14 protein-coding genes are annotated in these 14,397 nt (G+C 59.3%); 6 read left to right on the forward strand and 8 right to left on the reverse strand.

Features of this window, described 5'->3' with window-relative positions; genetic code table 11:
* Window positions 1-86 precede the first annotated feature (86 nt).
* Both ACP7B3_RS09920 and ACP7B3_RS09925 read left to right on the forward strand, forming a co-directional pair.
* On the forward strand, window positions 87-410 hold the full coding sequence (locus ACP7B3_RS09920) for a type II toxin-antitoxin system RelE/ParE family toxin (RefSeq protein ID WP_426178722.1): 324 nt from the start codon (window positions 87-89) through the stop codon (window positions 408-410).
* Between the two features lie 4 nt (window positions 411-414).
* Complete coding sequence (locus ACP7B3_RS09925; RefSeq protein ID WP_242201190.1) at window positions 415-714, forward strand: helix-turn-helix domain-containing protein; 300 nt, start codon at window positions 415-417, stop codon at window positions 712-714.
* A 45-nt stretch (window positions 715-759) separates the two neighbouring features.
* On the opposite strand, the gene ACP7B3_RS09930 is transcribed toward ACP7B3_RS09925, so the two are convergent.
* The 3 genes from ACP7B3_RS09930 to phoB all read right to left on the reverse strand — a co-directional run bounded on the left by ACP7B3_RS09930 (window position 760) and on the right by phoB (window position 4,418).
* Entirely contained in the window at window positions 760-2,100 is a 1,341-nt protein-coding gene (locus ACP7B3_RS09930; protein ID WP_010207573.1) for a hemolysin family protein, read from the reverse strand.
* Between the two features lie 259 nt (window positions 2,101-2,359).
* Window positions 2,360-3,646: a phosphate regulon sensor histidine kinase PhoR gene (gene phoR, locus ACP7B3_RS09935; protein WP_242201296.1), complete on the reverse strand. Its 1,287-nt coding sequence runs from the start codon at window positions 3,644-3,646 to the stop codon at window positions 2,360-2,362.
* An 82-nt stretch (window positions 3,647-3,728) separates the two neighbouring features.
* Window positions 3,729-4,418 (reverse strand): phosphate regulon transcriptional regulator PhoB, encoded by a 690-nt coding sequence (phoB, locus tag ACP7B3_RS09940; protein ID WP_003195617.1) that lies wholly within the window; start codon window positions 4,416-4,418, stop codon window positions 3,729-3,731.
* Window positions 4,419-4,571: 153 nt separating this feature from the next.
* Between phoB and ACP7B3_RS09945 the strand changes: the two genes are divergently transcribed.
* Complete coding sequence (locus tag ACP7B3_RS09945) at window positions 4,572-4,952, forward strand: COG4315 family predicted lipoprotein (protein WP_426178723.1); 381 nt, start codon at window positions 4,572-4,574, stop codon at window positions 4,950-4,952.
* 252 nt (window positions 4,953-5,204) lie between these two features.
* On the opposite strand, the gene ubiA is transcribed toward ACP7B3_RS09945, so the two are convergent.
* Window positions 5,205-6,095 carry a 4-hydroxybenzoate octaprenyltransferase gene (ubiA, locus tag ACP7B3_RS09950; protein ID WP_145158224.1) on the reverse strand — a complete coding sequence of 297 codons (891 nt, stop codon included), beginning with the start codon at window positions 6,093-6,095 and terminating at the stop codon, window positions 5,205-5,207.
* Window positions 6,095-6,658, reverse strand: coding sequence for a chorismate--pyruvate lyase family protein (locus ACP7B3_RS09955; protein WP_426178724.1), 564 nt, complete (start codon window positions 6,656-6,658; stop codon window positions 6,095-6,097). Before ACP7B3_RS09955 ends, ubiA begins: the two co-directional genes overlap by 1 nt.
* A gap of 195 nt (window positions 6,659-6,853) precedes the next feature.
* On the opposite strand from ACP7B3_RS09955, the gene ACP7B3_RS09960 reads away from it, so the two are divergent.
* From ACP7B3_RS09960 to ACP7B3_RS09970, 3 genes are all read left to right on the forward strand, one after another.
* Window positions 6,854-7,021 carry a rubredoxin gene (locus ACP7B3_RS09960; protein ID WP_003213373.1) on the forward strand — a complete coding sequence of 56 codons (168 nt, stop codon included), beginning with the start codon at window positions 6,854-6,856 and terminating at the stop codon, window positions 7,019-7,021.
* Window positions 7,022-7,057: 36 nt separating this feature from the next.
* Entirely contained in the window at window positions 7,058-8,206 is a 1,149-nt protein-coding gene (locus tag ACP7B3_RS09965; protein WP_106575895.1) for an NAD(P)/FAD-dependent oxidoreductase, read from the forward strand.
* Window positions 8,207-8,397: 191 nt separating this feature from the next.
* A complete protein-coding gene (locus ACP7B3_RS09970) occupies window positions 8,398-8,673 on the forward strand; it encodes an HU family DNA-binding protein (RefSeq protein ID WP_003213368.1) in 276 nt (91 codons plus the stop codon).
* Between the two features lie 609 nt (window positions 8,674-9,282).
* On the opposite strand, the gene ACP7B3_RS09975 is transcribed toward ACP7B3_RS09970, so the two are convergent.
* The 3 genes from ACP7B3_RS09975 to ACP7B3_RS09985 are packed head-to-tail and all read right to left on the reverse strand — an operon-like array spanning window position 9,283 to window position 14,385.
* Window positions 9,283-9,570: a hypothetical protein gene (locus ACP7B3_RS09975; protein WP_145158218.1), complete on the reverse strand. Its 288-nt coding sequence runs from the start codon at window positions 9,568-9,570 to the stop codon at window positions 9,283-9,285.
* A 3-nt stretch (window positions 9,571-9,573) separates the two neighbouring features.
* A complete protein-coding gene (locus ACP7B3_RS09980) occupies window positions 9,574-13,938 on the reverse strand; it encodes an RHS repeat-associated core domain-containing protein (RefSeq protein ID WP_426178725.1) in 4,365 nt (1,454 codons plus the stop codon).
* Window positions 13,939-13,950: 12 nt separating this feature from the next.
* Window positions 13,951-14,385 carry a DcrB-related protein gene (locus ACP7B3_RS09985; RefSeq protein WP_145158212.1) on the reverse strand — a complete coding sequence of 145 codons (435 nt, stop codon included), beginning with the start codon at window positions 14,383-14,385 and terminating at the stop codon, window positions 13,951-13,953.
* Window positions 14,386-14,397 lie beyond the last annotated feature (12 nt).

Here is a 14,397-nt window from a genome sequence, read left to right on the forward strand (position 1 = left end):
AGCTTTTGCTATGCCTTGAAACAAAGCTCCACTGCCGTAGCCCGAGTCGTCTATTACGCTTTTTCTTTCCAGCAAAGGAGAAGCCAATGCCCAGGCACAAGGATGTGGTGTTTCTAGGAAGCTCACTCAAGGACGTCAAGGAGTTTCCTCTCGACGCCCGAAGGGCAGCCGGTTTTCAGTTGGATCTTCTGCAACAGGGCGAACAGCCTTTTGATTGCAAGCCCATGAGAACTATCGGACGGGGCGTCAGTGAGATTCGGATCACTGAGCAATCAGGCGCGTTTCGAGTGTTCTATGTGGTCAATCGCCCAGAGGCTGTCTATGTATTGCACGCGCTGCACAAAACCACCCAGAAAACCGAAGGGTGCGATATCGAACTGGCGCGTGCCAGATTGCAGGAGTTAGGTTAAGCCTATGACAGACCCAAAAATTCACACCGAACGCTTCAGCAACGTCTGGGATGCTCTGGAGGACACTCCCCAGCAAGCCGCCAATATGCGCCTGCGCTCAAAGTTGCTGTTGGCGTTGTGCAACACCATCCGCAGTTGGGAGCTCTCTCAGAAAGCGGCCGCTGAGCGGCTCAATATCAGCCAGCCTCGGCTCAATGACGTCCTCAATGGCAAGATCGACAAGTTCTCGCTGGACGCGTTGGTCAATTTGTCTGCCGCAGCGCAGTTGGAAGTCGATATCTGCTTCTCCCCGCTGCCGGCCTGATCATCGGCGCGGGGGCGAGTTGCTCACCCCCCACGCTCTATCTGATCAATCCAGCAACAGCACCTTGGCCAGCACGATCTTCGGCCCTTTCATCTTCTTGATGATGATTCGCAAGCCTTCAACCTCCAGCACTTCTTCCTCTTCCGGCACGCGCTTGAGGGTGTCGTAGATCAGCCCGGCGAGGGTTTCGGCTTCGATGTGGTCCAGGTCGACGCCCAGCAGGCGTTCTACCTTGAACAGCGGCGTGTCGCCACGCACCAGCAGTTTGCCCGGCTGGTAGGCGAGGATGCCGCGCTCGGCCTTGCGGTGTTCGTCCTGGATATCGCCGACCAGCACTTCCAGCACGTCTTCCATGGTCAGGTAGCCGATGATCTTGCCGTCGGCTTCCTCTACCAGAGCAAAGTGCGCGCCGCCTTTGCGGAACTGCTCCAGCAACTGCGACAACGGCATATGGCGCGATACGCGCTCCAGCGGGCGGGTCAGCTCGGCCAGGTTGAACGACTCGGGGATGTGGTCCAGTGCCGCCAGTTCCAGCAGCAAATCCTTGATGTGCAGCAGGCCGACAAACTCATTGCGCACCGCGTCATACACCGGGTAGCGGCTGAATTTGTGGCGGCGGAACAGCGCGAGGATTTCCTTGAGCGGGGCGTTGAAGTCCAGGGTGACCAGGTCTTCGCGAGAGTTGGCCCAGTCCACCACTTCCAGTTCGCCCATTTCCACGGCGGAGGCGAGTACACGCATGCCTTGGTCGCTCGGGTCCTGGCCACGGCTGGAGTGCAGGATCAGCTTGAGTTCTTCACGACTGTAATGGTGCTCATGGTGCGGGCCAGGCTCGCCTTGGCCGGCGATACGCAAAATCGCGTTCGCACTGGCGTTGAGCAGGTAAATCGCCGGGTACATCGCCCAGTAGAACAGGTACAACGGCACCGCGGTCCACAGCGACAGCAACTCGGGTTTGCGGATAGCCCAGGATTTAGGGGCCAATTCACCCACCACGATGTGCAGGTAGGAGATCACAAAGAAGGCGGCAAAGAACGACACGCCCTTGATCACTTCCGGCGACTCTACGCCCACCGCGCCCAGCAACGGCTCGAGGATATGCGCAAAGGCCGGCTCACCGACCCAGCCCAGGCCCAGGGAGGCGAGGGTGATGCCCAGCTGGCAGGCCGACAGGTAGGCGTCGAGCTGGCTGTGCACGGTGCGCAGGATCTGCCCGCGCCAGCCGTTCTTGTGGGCGATGGCCTCGACCCGGGTGGCGCGCAGTTTGACCATGGCGAATTCCGCCGCAACGAAGAAACCGTTGAGCAGTACCAGGATCAGTGCAAAAAGAATCATGCCGAAGTCGGCGAAGAGTGTAGCGAGGGTGATGCCAGGGGAAGGGTCCATGATGGGGTTTTGCAGGTTCCGTGTGTTCAATAAGGGGTGACAGAAGTGCCTGAAAGGCAGGCGCAAGTCGGCCAATGTAGCGGCTGACGGGGCGCTTGCCTAGTGCCCGCTGCCGGGCGGGGCCTGCAGGAACGATACAAATCCAATGTGGGAGCTGGCTTGCCTGCGATAGCGGACTGTCAGTTGGGGGTATGTTCAGCTGACCCACCGCCATCGCAGGCAAGCCAGCTCCCACACTTAGACCGCCATCGTTCTCAGGTTATTCATCATTCCCGACCAGCCGCGAACGCGTCACCTGCGTCGGCGGAAAGTGGCAGGTAAACGTGCTGCCATGCCCCAGCACGCTGCTGATTTCCAGCCGTGCGCGATGGCGCAACAGCACATGCTTGACGATGGCCAGGCCCAGTCCGGTGCCGCCGGTGTTGGAGTTGCGGCTGGAGTCCACACGGTAGAAACGCTCGGTCAGGCGCGGCAAGTGTTTGGCGTCGATGCCGATGCCGGAGTCCTGCACGCTCAGGTGTGCGCCGTGGTCATCGGCCCACCAGCGAATGCGGATATTGCCCTTGTCCTGGGTGTACTTCACGGCGTTGAACACCAGGTTGGAAAACGCGCTGCGCAATTCGCCCTCGCTGCCTTTGAGCAGCACCAACGGGTCGGCTTCCAGGGTGATCTGCTGCCCGCGTTCGCCGGAAAGCGCCTGGGCGTCATTCTTGATGGTCTGCAACAGGCTCTGCACGGCGACGGGATGGTTGTCCGACGGGTAATCGGTGGCCTCAAGCTTGGCCAGCAACAGCAGGTCGTTGAGCAGCGTCTGCATGCGCGAGCCTTGCTGCTGCATTTGCTGCAGGGCGCGGCTCCAGCGCGGGTTGATCTCGTCGACGTTGTCCAGCAGCGTCTCCAGGTAGCCGCAGATCACCGTCAATGGCGTGCGCAGCTCGTGGGAGACGTTGGCAACGAAGTCTTTGCGCATCTGTTCCAGCTGGTGGATGCGGGTCACGTCGCGCACCAGCATCAGGTGCTCGTTGTTGCCGTAGCGCGTCAGGTACAGCTGGATGCGCACGCGGTCATTGGTGGGCGAGGGGATTTCCAGGGCTTCTTCGTAATTGTCCTGCTCGAAGTACTCCTTGAAGCGCGGGTGACGCACCAGGTTGGTCACCGGCTGGCCGCTGTCCTGGGGCGTCTTGAGGCCCAGCAGGGTTTCGGCGGCGCGGTTCCACCATTCCAGGTTGCCATCGCTGTCGAGCATGATCACCGCGTCCTTGAGCGCGGCGGTGGACTCCTGCACCCGGTCGATCACCGCCTGCAGGCGCCCGCGAACGCGTTGGTCGCGACGTTGCAAGTGGTAGATGCTGTCGAACACCTCGCCCCACAGGCCGTAGCCGTCGGGTGGTGCTTCGTCGGGTTTGTGCTGGCGCAGCCATTCATGCAGGCGCAGCAGCTGTTTGAGGGTCCAGCCCAGGTACAGACCGATGCCGACGGCCAGGCTCCAGCCGTATTGGCCGCTGACCAGGCCGACCACCAGGCAGCCGGTGATCAATAACAGCATGTGGCGGATCAGGGTGCCATGCCAGTTCTGGTTCACTTAAACATGCGTCCTTGTCAGCTGTTAAGGAAAGGGAAGGGCTGGCTCAGCCTTTGGTGGAAAAGCGGTAGCCGGTGCCGCGCACGGTTTGTACCAGATTCTCGTAGGCATCGCCCAAGGCTTTGCGCAGGCGGCGGATATGCACGTCGACGGTGCGCTCTTCCACGTACACGTTGCCGCCCCACACCTGGTCCAGCAGTTGGCCACGGGTGTAGGCGCGTTCCTGGTGGGTCATGAAAAATTGCAGCAGACGGTATTCGGTCGGGCCCATCTCGGCTGGCTTGCCATCGATGGTCACGCGGTGGCTGATCGGGTCCAGAATCAGGCCGTCGACTTCGATCGGCGCTTCGCCATCGGTAGGGCCAGCACGGCGCAGCACGGCCTTCAGGCGGGCAACCAGCTCGCGTGGGGAAAACGGCTTGGTGATATAGTCATCGGCGCCAACTTCCAGGCCCTGGATCTTGTTGTCCTCTTCGCCTTTGGCGGTGAGCATGATGATCGGGATGTCCCCGGTCAGCTCGTCACGCTTGAGGCGGCGGGCCAGCTCGATGCCGGAGGTGCCGGGCAGCATCCAGTCCAGCAGGATCAGGTCCGGCTTGCGGTCGACGATGATGGCATGGGCCTGCTGGGAGTTCTCCGCCTCCAGGCAGTCATAGCCGGCCATTTCCAACGCAACGGCGATCATCTCGCGAATGGGCGCTTCGTCGTCAACGATCAGAATGCTCCTGCCAACCATGCCTAAATCCTCTTGTCATTTAACTGTCTTGCGCCGCATTAGATAACGGAATTATTGCAGTCGTGTGACAGTAATTTAGTCGCTTGGGCAATTCTCGGCACTCTGGACTACCCTTTGGGTCCGAATCCTGACAACCACAAAAGGAAGGTTCCGATGACTCAAAGTACTTTTTCCTGGAAAGCCCTGCTGGTAACGGCCGCGTTGACGCTGCCGACACTGGCATTCGCGGCAGACCCTGCGATGACCAAAGACGGCATGTTGGTGGACCACAAGAGCATGACGCTCTACACCTTTGCCAAAGACGCCGATGGCAAGTCCATGTGCAACGACAAGTGCGCCACCAACTGGCCGCCGTTGATGGCCGAATCCACCGACAAGCCAATGGGCAAGTGGACCGTGATCACCCGTGATGACCAAAAAAGCCAGTGGGCCTACAGCGGCAAGCCGCTTTACACTTTCGTGATGGACAAAAAGGCCGGTGACATGACCGGTGAAGGCAAAATGGACGGTGCCTGGAAGGTCGCCAAGCCCTGATCGCTTAGCGGCCAGTGAGCTAATTGTGGCGAGCAGGCCTGTTAGGGCTAACAGGCTTGCTATGGTTTGAGGGCTTGTTGTGGCGAGCGGGCTTGCCCCGCGTTGGGCTGCGAAGCAGCCCCAAAACCTGACGCCTCGGTCTTTCTGACGAAACACAGTGGCCCTGAGAGGGGCCGCTGCGCGCCCCAACGCGGGGCAAGCCCGCTCGCCATGACAAGCCCGTTCGCCACAGCAAGCCCGCTTGTCACAGGGTCAACGGAACGCGTAGTCCGCCACAATCCCGACAAAAATCGCCAACCCGGCCCAGTGGTTGTGCAAAAACGCCTTGAAGCATTTCATGCGGTCCCTGTCGCGGGTGTACCAGAACTCCCAGGCAAAGCAGCCTGCCGCCGCCAGCAACCCCAGGTGGAACCAGCCGCCCAGCTCGAACCGCATACCCGCCAGCACCAGGCAGACCAGCGACAGGCCTTGCAAGGTGAGGATGATCACGCGGTCGGCATCGCCGAACAGAATGGCAGTGGATTTCACGCCGATCTTCAAGTCGTCGTCGCGGTCGGTCATCGCGTAATACGTGTCATAGCCCACCGTCCACAACAGGTTGGCGATGTACAGCAGCCACGCCGTGGCAGGCAGGTGACCGGTCTCAGCGGTGAACGCCATCGGCATGCCCCACGAAAATGCCGCGCCCAATACCACCTGCGGGTAGTAGGTATAACGCTTCATGAACGGGTAGCTCGCCGCCAACGCCAGGCCGCCGAGTGACAGCAGGATGGTGGTGGCGTTGGTCAGCAACACCAACAGGAAGCTGATGCCCATCAGCACCGCAAAAAACACCAGCGCCTCTTTGGAACTGATCTTGCCGCTCACCAGTGGGCGTTGTTCGGTGCGTTTCACGTGACCGTCGACCTTGCGGTCGGCCCAGTCATTGATCACACAGCCGCCGGCGCGGGTCAGCACCACGCCGAGCACGAAAATCACGATATTGAGCAAGGACGGCGAGCCCTTGCCGGCAATCCACAGCGCCCACAGCGTCGGCCACAACAGCAGGTAGATGCCGATGGGCTTGTCCATGCGGGTCAACTGAATGAAATCCCAGGCCCTGGGGTTCAGGTGGTTCAGGGACTTGAGCAGACGTTGATACATCAGCAGTTCTCCGCACGGTCATGCAACGCCTGCCAGAAGCGCGGCAGGAAAATTTCCGCCACCAGCACGCTCAGCTGCCCGCGATCAAAGCGCGAGCGGCGTCCCCATAACCCGTCGGCCTGGTCCGCGGTCGGCAGCCATTGCCGTGGGTAGTGGCACACCTCGATGGCCTGGCGGGTGAAGGCGTGGTCGCAAAACAGCAACTCGCCCAGCGAACGGCTGCCCAGTTCGTCCATGTGCAACCCGTCGCCTTGCAAGGCACTGCGCGCCGCCACGCTGCGCGCGAACACCCACGGCTGACCATGGCCGCGCAGATACACCTCGCGCACCCAACCGACAGTGGCCGGGACCAGGCTCAGCGCCGCGCATTCATCGTCGCGCAACGGCTGCCAGCCTTCGAACAGCGGCGTCACGCTGAAGCCATCGTCGGACAGCCCCGTCAGCCGCCGCGTCAGCGAGCCTTCGTCGAACAGCCAGTCAAGGGTCAAGGGCGCTGGCAGTGGGCTCAGAAGGCTCTGGGTCAGCCATTGGCAAGCATCGGGAGGGGCGATTGAGTGCGGCACGGTGAGTCAGTATTGGCAGCAAAAGAGGCGGCGAGCTTACCATGGCATCCTGAGCTTTTGCCGGGCTGAACCGGCCGTTTGCGCCGAACATGCTTGCATCTGCCGGCTCCGATCAGTACAAAACGCCCTGAGCCGCACGGCAACGTTGGTCTATCGACCGTCGGCCAAGATGCCTGGACCCTGAGGAAGCAAGTAATGAAGAAGTGGCAATGTGTAGTCTGCGGCCTGATTTATGACGAAAAAGACGGCTGGCCGGATGACGGTATCGCACCGGGCACCCTGTGGCAGGACGTTCCGGAAGACTGGCTGTGCCCGGACTGCGGCGTGGGCAAAATGGATTTCGAAATGATCGAAATCGGTTAATCATCGATTTTTGAAATGTACTTCAAGGAGAAAGGAATGAACGCACCTGTCGTGATCATCGGCACAGGATTGGCCGGTTACAACGTGGCCCGGGAGTTTCGCAAGCTCGACAGCGAGACCCCGTTGCTGCTGATCACCGCAGATGACGGGCGCTCCTACTCCAAGCCCATGCTCTCCACCGGCTTTGGCAAGAACAAGGAAGCCGACGGCCTGAGCATGGCCGAACCGGGCGCCATGGCCGAGCAACTCAAGGCCGAAGTGCGCACCCACACCCGCATCAGCGGCATCGACCCGGGCCACAAACGCCTGTGGATCGGCGAGGAAGCGGTGATCTACCGCGACCTGATCCTGGCCTGGGGCGCAGAAACCGTGCGTGTCCCGGTTGAAGGCGACGCGGCTGAGCTGATTTTCCCCATCAACGACCTCGAAGATTACGCGCGCTTTCGCGCCGCCGCCGCCGGCAAACGCCGGGTGCTACTGCTCGGCGCCGGCCTGATCGGCTGTGAGTTCGCCAACGACCTGATTCTCGGCGGCTACGAAATCGACCTGGTGGCGCCGTGCGAGCAGGTCATGCCGACCCTGCTGCACCCGGCGGCAGCCGCCGCCGTGCAAGCCGGGCTGGAAGGCCTCGGCGCGCGTTTCCACCTGGGCCCGGTGCTCAATCGCCTGCAGCGCACGGCTGATGGCCTGGAAGCGCATCTGTCGGACGGTGAAGTGATTCACTGCGACCTGGTGGTCTCGGCCATCGGCCTGCGCCCACGGGTGGACCTGGCTGCCGCCGCCGGCCTGCAAATCAACCGTGGAATCATGGTCGACCGCCACCTCAAGACTTCCCACGCCAACATCTACGCCCTGGGCGACTGCGCCGAAGTCGATGGTCTGAACCTGCTCTATGTGATGCCGCTGATGAGCTGCGCCCGCGCCTTGGCTCAGACCCTGGCCGGCAACGCCACGGCCGTGAGCTACGGGCCGATGCCGATCACCGTGAAAACCCCGATCTGCCCGCTGGTGGTTTCCCCACCGCCACGCGGCACCGAAGGCGTGTGGAGCGTCGAAGGGCAGGGCGCCGACATCAAGGCCTTGTGCCGCGACGCCAGCGGCCGCCTGCTCGGCTACGCCCTGACCGGCAGCGCCGTGATGGAAAAACTGGCCCTGAACAAAGAACTTCCGCCGTTACTGGCGTAAATACCGGTCGTTCTGTCGGAATCAGCACGTTCTTACCTCTATAAAGGTCGCCGCGAGACTGGCGGAGCGTGCGAGGGCATGCCATCCTCACTCCCGTCTGCCGCAGAGTAGAGCCTGCGGCGCCTTGGGCGCTGCTCCACAAGAGAGCAGCACGGACATAACAACAAAAAACCGTCAAAGAGGCTTCACTTATGCGTAAACCAGAACTCGCAGCCGCCATCGCTGAAAAAGCGGATCTCACCAAAGAACAGGCCAACCGCGTACTCAACGCCGTTCTCGAAGAAATCACCGGCGCCCTGCATCGCAAGGACAGCGTCACCCTGGTTGGCTTCGGCACCTTCCTGCAACGCCACCGCGGCGCCCGCACCGGCAAAAACCCGCAAACCGGTGAGCCAGTGAAAATCAAGGCCAGCAACACCGTTGCGTTCAAGCCGGGCAAGTCGCTCAAAGACAGCGTCAACCCGTAATCGCGGGACCGTCTGAAGGGAGGCGGGATGGGAAAAAATGGGCACGCCGACTGGGTTGGGTGCCCATTTTTTGGTTTAAGAGGCTTCTAGAGTATTGGTTTCGATAGCGATTGTTTGTACAGATAAAATGCTTCATCTGTAACATGAATGACGTGCCAATCAATAGATTGCAATATTGGGGCAATTAATAGCTCTCGCAAGTCACCTGTTAATTTACACTCTTCCAAAAATCCACAAGGTCTTGTTTTGACGCTTTAATCAATTCACCTCTAAAGAATCTGCGGTTTCCTTTTGTTATTACAGAATTATGTGCGACGTAGTAGTGCTGGACAGTTAAGTATCGCTCGAGGTCAATCAATGTCTCAATGATTTGGCTTGGACTGGTTGATAGCGTCGAGTGTGATATGTCTAAATAGATAGATTCTTTGTCTTCACATGCGCCGAGCTCAGAGCTTTTTAGCTTTCCAAAGCAGTAATGATTTCTCATGTATTTACTTTCACAAAATAACGTGAGTTTATCGCTCATAAATTTATGACGTGTAATCGACTTGGAAAAGTATACAAATAATTTTGTTGCAGGGATTTCCTTTTGACGTTTTTAGTCGTTGCTTAAAAAGGCAGGTTGTTTTTAATTGTTGAGAGTTTTTCTATCTCTGCACCCTTGTTTGTAAGGTAAGTCAGTGCAGAGTCTAAATTTTCAAAAGTTTTAAGTTCTTCATTCTCATTGTCTTCGATCATATCAATTTTGGACTCTTCGATTGAAAAGAAATAAGTGTGATAAACGTTTTTCTGTTTTTTTAAGGCGTATTGAAATATAAATGATCCCCCATCTATCTTGCGAATCTCCTCGTAACCGCGGCGCTTTCCAGCGTTGAGTGCTTCTATTAGATTATTCATTCTCTACCCTGTGATATCAATGCGAACCATTGTTCCGTCGGCACGTTTAATGTTGACGTGTGGCAGCTCGCCATGCCCTGTGCCTTTAGGGTCATCGTGACCATAAACTCGACCGGTTTCCTTGTTGATAGGATAGTCCTTTCGATACCGAACTTTCCCATCTCTCTTTTTAAATTGATCCATTTTGTTTTTCTTTCTTATGCCTTGAGCGTCCTGGGATCCAATGCCTCTGACCTTTTGGCTATTAGGAAATGCTTCGGCCAATAGCTCATTCGCTTCTTTTTTGGTTTTCACCTTCACAACGGTTTTTTGAGGCCCATTGCGCAAGGCATCCACTTTCTTTGCGCAAGGCGCCAGACCCAATGGGTCTGACCACATAAATGGGTTGGGTGAGTAGGCATAGGTATTCAATCCTCCTTCCAGTCCAATTGGATCAGGAGTTGTGAAACGTCCTATCTCCGGATCATAAAACCTGAACGTATTGAAATGCAGCCCCGTCTCCCGGTCCAGATACTGCCCCTGAAACCGTAGATTTTGTTCCTCGATGTAATAAGGCTCGCGCGCCTCTTCCAGCGTGTTGCCCCACACCCGATAAGTCGCTTGCCAGACGCTGTGTCCGTCAGCTTCAGTCAGTTGCTCCGGCAACCCGTTCAGGTCGTTGTGGTAATAACGAATTTTCTGCAGTGGGCCGTCACCGTCGACGCGGGCCAACGGTTGATAGCCGCCGTCGTCTTCATACACATAAAGACTGGTTTGACTGTGCTTGTGCTCCTGCAACAACCGCAGCCCATCCCACATGAACCGGGTTTCCCCCAACGGATACCCATCGCTGCCATGCTCGGTTTTTTCAACCCGCCGCCCCAGCGGGTCATACGCCATCCTGACCACGCTACCGCTTTCATTACGCACTTCAACCAACCGGCTTTCTGCGTCATACACAAACCGCTGCACGCCACGCTTGGCGCTGCGTTTTTCGATCATTCGTCCAAACGCATCGTAGCGATAACGCTTGTCCTGATAGGTCAGCAGCTTGTTATGCACCACCAGCCCGGCGCCCGTCTGCGGGCCGTCGAGCAGGTTGGCGGCGGCATCGTAGGCGAAGGTTTCGCGCTGGCCGTGCAGGCTGTCCTGGCTTGCGATGATGCGGCCGGTGGCGTCGTAGTGCAGCAGTTGACGGTGTTGTGCCGCGGGTTGCTGGTCGAGTTTGCCGATCAGGTTGTCGGCGGGGTCGTATTCGAACTGCTTTTGCGTCGCCGCAGGCATCAGCGATGGCTGGCTGTTAAGGCGGCGTTGGCGTGAGCGCAGGCGGCCGCTGCGGTCGTATTCGCTGCGGGTGCTGAGCTGGCCTTGGGTGCGCAGCACTTCGCGGTGCAGGCGGTCGCGTTCGAAGTCGCTGATGACCTGGCCGTCGAGGTTGATCTGGTGCAGGTGGCCGCTGCCGTAGTACAGGCGATTGAGCCAGCGCCCGTCCGGCAGTTGGGTCTGGATCAGGTTGCCGAGTTCGTCGTAGTGATGTTGCAGCTTGCCGCCGGCACTTTGTTCGGCAAGCAACTGGCCGACTGCGTCGTAGGCGAAACCCAACGCCTGGGCATTGCCTTGCAGATCAGTGAAGGTGACCGCCGTGAGCTGATCCACCGCATCGTAGCTATACTCAGTGCGGCCATCGTCGGTGGTCTTGGCGACCAGTCGGCCGACCGCATCACGCTCCAGCCGATGAACGATGGGCGCTGGCGGCGTTTCGGGGACCACCGCCAAGCCATTGCCATAAGGCGCTGGAACGGCAGTCACCGCTGTGATGTTGTCCAGCCGGTCGTAGTCGTAGCGCTTGGCGCTGCCGTCGAGGTCTTGCTGTTCAGCCAGCCGATCGCCGGCATCCCACGCAAACCGATAGCTTTCACCGTTTTCATTGACCAACGCTTGCAGACGCCCGTAGCTGTCGTAGCCGAACTGCACCTGGCGACCATGGGCGTCGGTGCGCTGGCGTACCTGGCCTCGCCGGTTGTGTTGATAGAGCGTGGTGTGCCCGGCGGGATCTGTATAGCCCACCAACTGCCCGCTGGCATCGCGCTGGAAATGTTCGGTGCGGCCATCCGGCAGTTGGCTGCTGAGCAATCGGCCCTGGGCGTCGTAGCTGAATTGGGTACGCTCACCGAGGGCATCGGTGATGAGCTGCAAATAACCGCGCTCGTCGTAGCTGAAGCGCGTTGGGTAGCCCGAGCAATCAATATGCTCGACCAGTTGCCCGAACGGGTTCCAGCGCAGTTGTTTGCTTTTGCCGGTGGCGTCGATGATTTCCACGACCTGGCCGTGGGCGTCATAACGATAGCGGGTGATGTAACCCAGCGGATCGGTCTCGGCGATGCAGTTACCGCGTGGGTCGTAGCGATACTGCCAACTGTTGTCGGCGGCGTCGGTTTCCACCAGCGGCAATGCCCAATGTTCCAGCCACAAGGTCGAATCACTGCGGCCCAGCGGGTCGGTTTCGCCGATCAGGTTGCCGCTCTCGTCGTAGTTGTAGGCATAACGCCCGGCCTGTGGGTCGGTAGCGCTGAGCAACTGACGTTCGTCATTCCACTCAAACAGCCAAGTCTGGCCGAGGTTGTCGCTGTACTGAATGATCTGGTGCTGAGTGTTCCAGTACCGCGTACTCACACGCTGCAGGCCGTCGGTGATGCGCGTAAGACCGGCCTGCAGGTCATAGTCGAACTGGTAAGCGTCGCCCTCATCGGTCCAATGCCTAACCACGCGCCATTCCAGGCCTTCGACCAGTGCCCACTCATAGAAACAGCGCAATCCGGTGGGCAATTGATGTTCCACCATTCGACGCCCGGCATCGTAGACGAAGCGCCGCTGGACTTGATCTGTTGCATCACGCACTTGCGCGAGATTGCCCGCCGCGTCGTAGCCGTAGCTCACGAGCACTTCGCGACGTTGATCCGGGTAGAGGCGCTCAATATGAGCTACATGACCCTGATCACGGATCAGCTCAACCTGAACCAGATCGAACGTGTCGCGCAGGCGTACCAGGCGTCCGGCTTCGTCATAGTCGATATAGATGCGGTTGTCGTTACGATCACCCAGTTGGGTCAGACGCAGTCGCGACGGGTCTGCTGGAGCAGCTTCGAACAAGCGGTACACGCCGTCGTCGCTTTCGATCAGCAACTGCCCATTCAGGTGTCGCCGTACCGCAAGACCTTCACCGGCACTGAATACTGCGCCGCCCAACGGAATCGAACCCATGTCGATGGGCCGGCCCTGTTCATCGGTGTAGACCAGCGTTTCGCCGCCCTCGGGATGCGGCTGGATGTCGACGCACACTTCGTAGGCCACGCTCCAACCGGTACCGAACAGGCTACCTTGGCGTTCGTCGCGGCTGTTGTAAAAGCGCTGCCAACCGATCGGCAAAATGCCCGGCAGCACGAAATCCAGTTCCTCGACATCGCCGAGTATCTTCGCGCCCGTTGCAGCATGCACCGGGTTCGACGAGCCCATCGCGGCGTTGGCCGCAGCGCCCATCGCGCTGCTGATGGCCATCGACGTCGCGCCGCTGACCAACATGCACGGTAACTTGCTGAAGAACTTGCCCTTGCCACCCTTGAGCATCAACAGTGCCGTGACCGCCAGCCCGACGCCTGGCGTCTTGCCGCTGCGAATTTCACGCACCACCACCGAACCGCCACCAATGGTCACGTTGGAGGAAATCAGCCCCGACGACACCACCGTCGCATCGCAGGTACTGCGATCACCGCTGCGCACGGCAGGTTGGCCGTTGATCGTGACCTTTTCCGAACCCTCGGCCAGAAACTGCGGCGGCATTGGCGGGTGCTTCATGCACACGACCAGGTCCAGCGGCTTCGGCACGGCACCCGGCGCGGGCGTCGCGACGGTGGGGCGCCACATCTGCGAGAAGAACCCCTCGGCCATGTCCAGGTAGCTGGGCTCCGGCTCAGGTTTGGTTTCTTCCAGCTCAGTGCCGGCCGGGGTGACATGGGAGCTGATCGCCCCAGCCGCGCGGGCGGCGGGAATGTTGTTGGTCAGCGTATTGGTGGACCCGGTGAGAATATTCGCCTGCACCGTGGGTGGAAACAGCGCGTTGCTAAAGGCGTCGCATATCTTGGTCAGCCCTTTGTCCGCGCCACTTTTGCTCATGGCCAGGCCGACAATCGTGCCCACCACCGCACCCAGCAGGAAGCAGCCGAGGCCGCCGGTGGCCACGGTGATACCGGTGGCCGCAACCACGGCAGCCGTTGCCACGGCAGTGATCGCGATATTGGCCGCCACTTCCAGCACACCGCCAAGGATGTCCGCCATCATCGAAGTGTGGGACAGCGCATCGCCCATCCGGGCCGCCCATAACGCGTCAGACATGCAGGCTGCTCATCAAGAAACAGCGTCGAACGACAGCGAATTTTTTATCAATGCCCAATGCGCCGCCTCGGCATCCCCAAGCTTCTCCGCCTTCACATAACTCAAGGCGAGCATCTTGCGCGTACCCGGCAGCACCAGCGCCAGCTGGTACTGGAAAACCTTGTCATTGCCCTTGTTGAACTGGCTGCGCAGTTCAATGCCTTCCACCTCTTGGGCGGCGCCCAAACGCACGGTCACGCTCGGTTGGCAGCGCAAGTCCTGCACCTGTTTTTCCAGGCGCTTGAGCTGGTCATCGAAGTTGCTGTGCAGGGTCTCGCCTTCGGTGAGAAAGCTGCGGCTGATGATCAATGACGTGCCCAGTTCAGGGAACTTGAGGATATTGATCGACGCGTCCTGAAGCTCGGCGGCCGGCAGTTGGAACTGGAATTCGTTGATTCGGTACGTCATGGCAAACAGGTC

Source organism: Pseudomonas sp. TWRC1-2 (assembly GCF_049896685.1).
GTDB lineage: Bacteria > Pseudomonadota > Gammaproteobacteria > Pseudomonadales > Pseudomonadaceae > Aquipseudomonas.

Excerpts from the sequence above, each read along its gene's own strand:
- ACP7B3_RS09920 (WP_426178722.1), top strand. The coding sequence starts at position 87 with ATGCCCAGGCACAAGGATGTGGTGTTTCTAGGAAGCTCACTCAAGGAC.
- ACP7B3_RS09925 (WP_242201190.1), top strand. The coding sequence starts at position 415 with ATGACAGACCCAAAAATTCACACCGAACGCTTCAGCAACGTCTGGGAT.
- ACP7B3_RS09930 (WP_010207573.1), bottom strand. The coding sequence starts at position 2,100 with ATGGACCCTTCCCCTGGCATCACCCTCGCTACACTCTTCGCCGACTTC.
- phoR (WP_242201296.1), bottom strand. The coding sequence starts at position 3,646 with ATGCTGTTATTGATCACCGGCTGCCTGGTGGTCGGCCTGGTCAGCGGC.
- phoB (WP_003195617.1), bottom strand. The coding sequence starts at position 4,418 with ATGGTTGGCAGGAGCATTCTGATCGTTGACGACGAAGCGCCCATTCGC.
- ACP7B3_RS09945 (WP_426178723.1), top strand. The coding sequence starts at position 4,572 with ATGACTCAAAGTACTTTTTCCTGGAAAGCCCTGCTGGTAACGGCCGCG.
- ubiA (WP_145158224.1), bottom strand. The coding sequence starts at position 6,095 with ATGTATCAACGTCTGCTCAAGTCCCTGAACCACCTGAACCCCAGGGCC.
- ACP7B3_RS09960 (WP_003213373.1), top strand. The coding sequence starts at position 6,854 with ATGAAGAAGTGGCAATGTGTAGTCTGCGGCCTGATTTATGACGAAAAA.
- ACP7B3_RS09965 (WP_106575895.1), top strand. The coding sequence starts at position 7,058 with ATGAACGCACCTGTCGTGATCATCGGCACAGGATTGGCCGGTTACAAC.
- ACP7B3_RS09970 (WP_003213368.1), top strand. The coding sequence starts at position 8,398 with ATGCGTAAACCAGAACTCGCAGCCGCCATCGCTGAAAAAGCGGATCTC.
- ACP7B3_RS09975 (WP_145158218.1), bottom strand. The coding sequence starts at position 9,570 with ATGAATAATCTAATAGAAGCACTCAACGCTGGAAAGCGCCGCGGTTAC.
- ACP7B3_RS09980 (WP_426178725.1), bottom strand. The coding sequence starts at position 13,938 with ATGTCTGACGCGTTATGGGCGGCCCGGATGGGCGATGCGCTGTCCCAC.
- ACP7B3_RS09985 (WP_145158212.1), bottom strand. The coding sequence starts at position 14,385 with ATGACGTACCGAATCAACGAATTCCAGTTCCAACTGCCGGCCGCCGAG.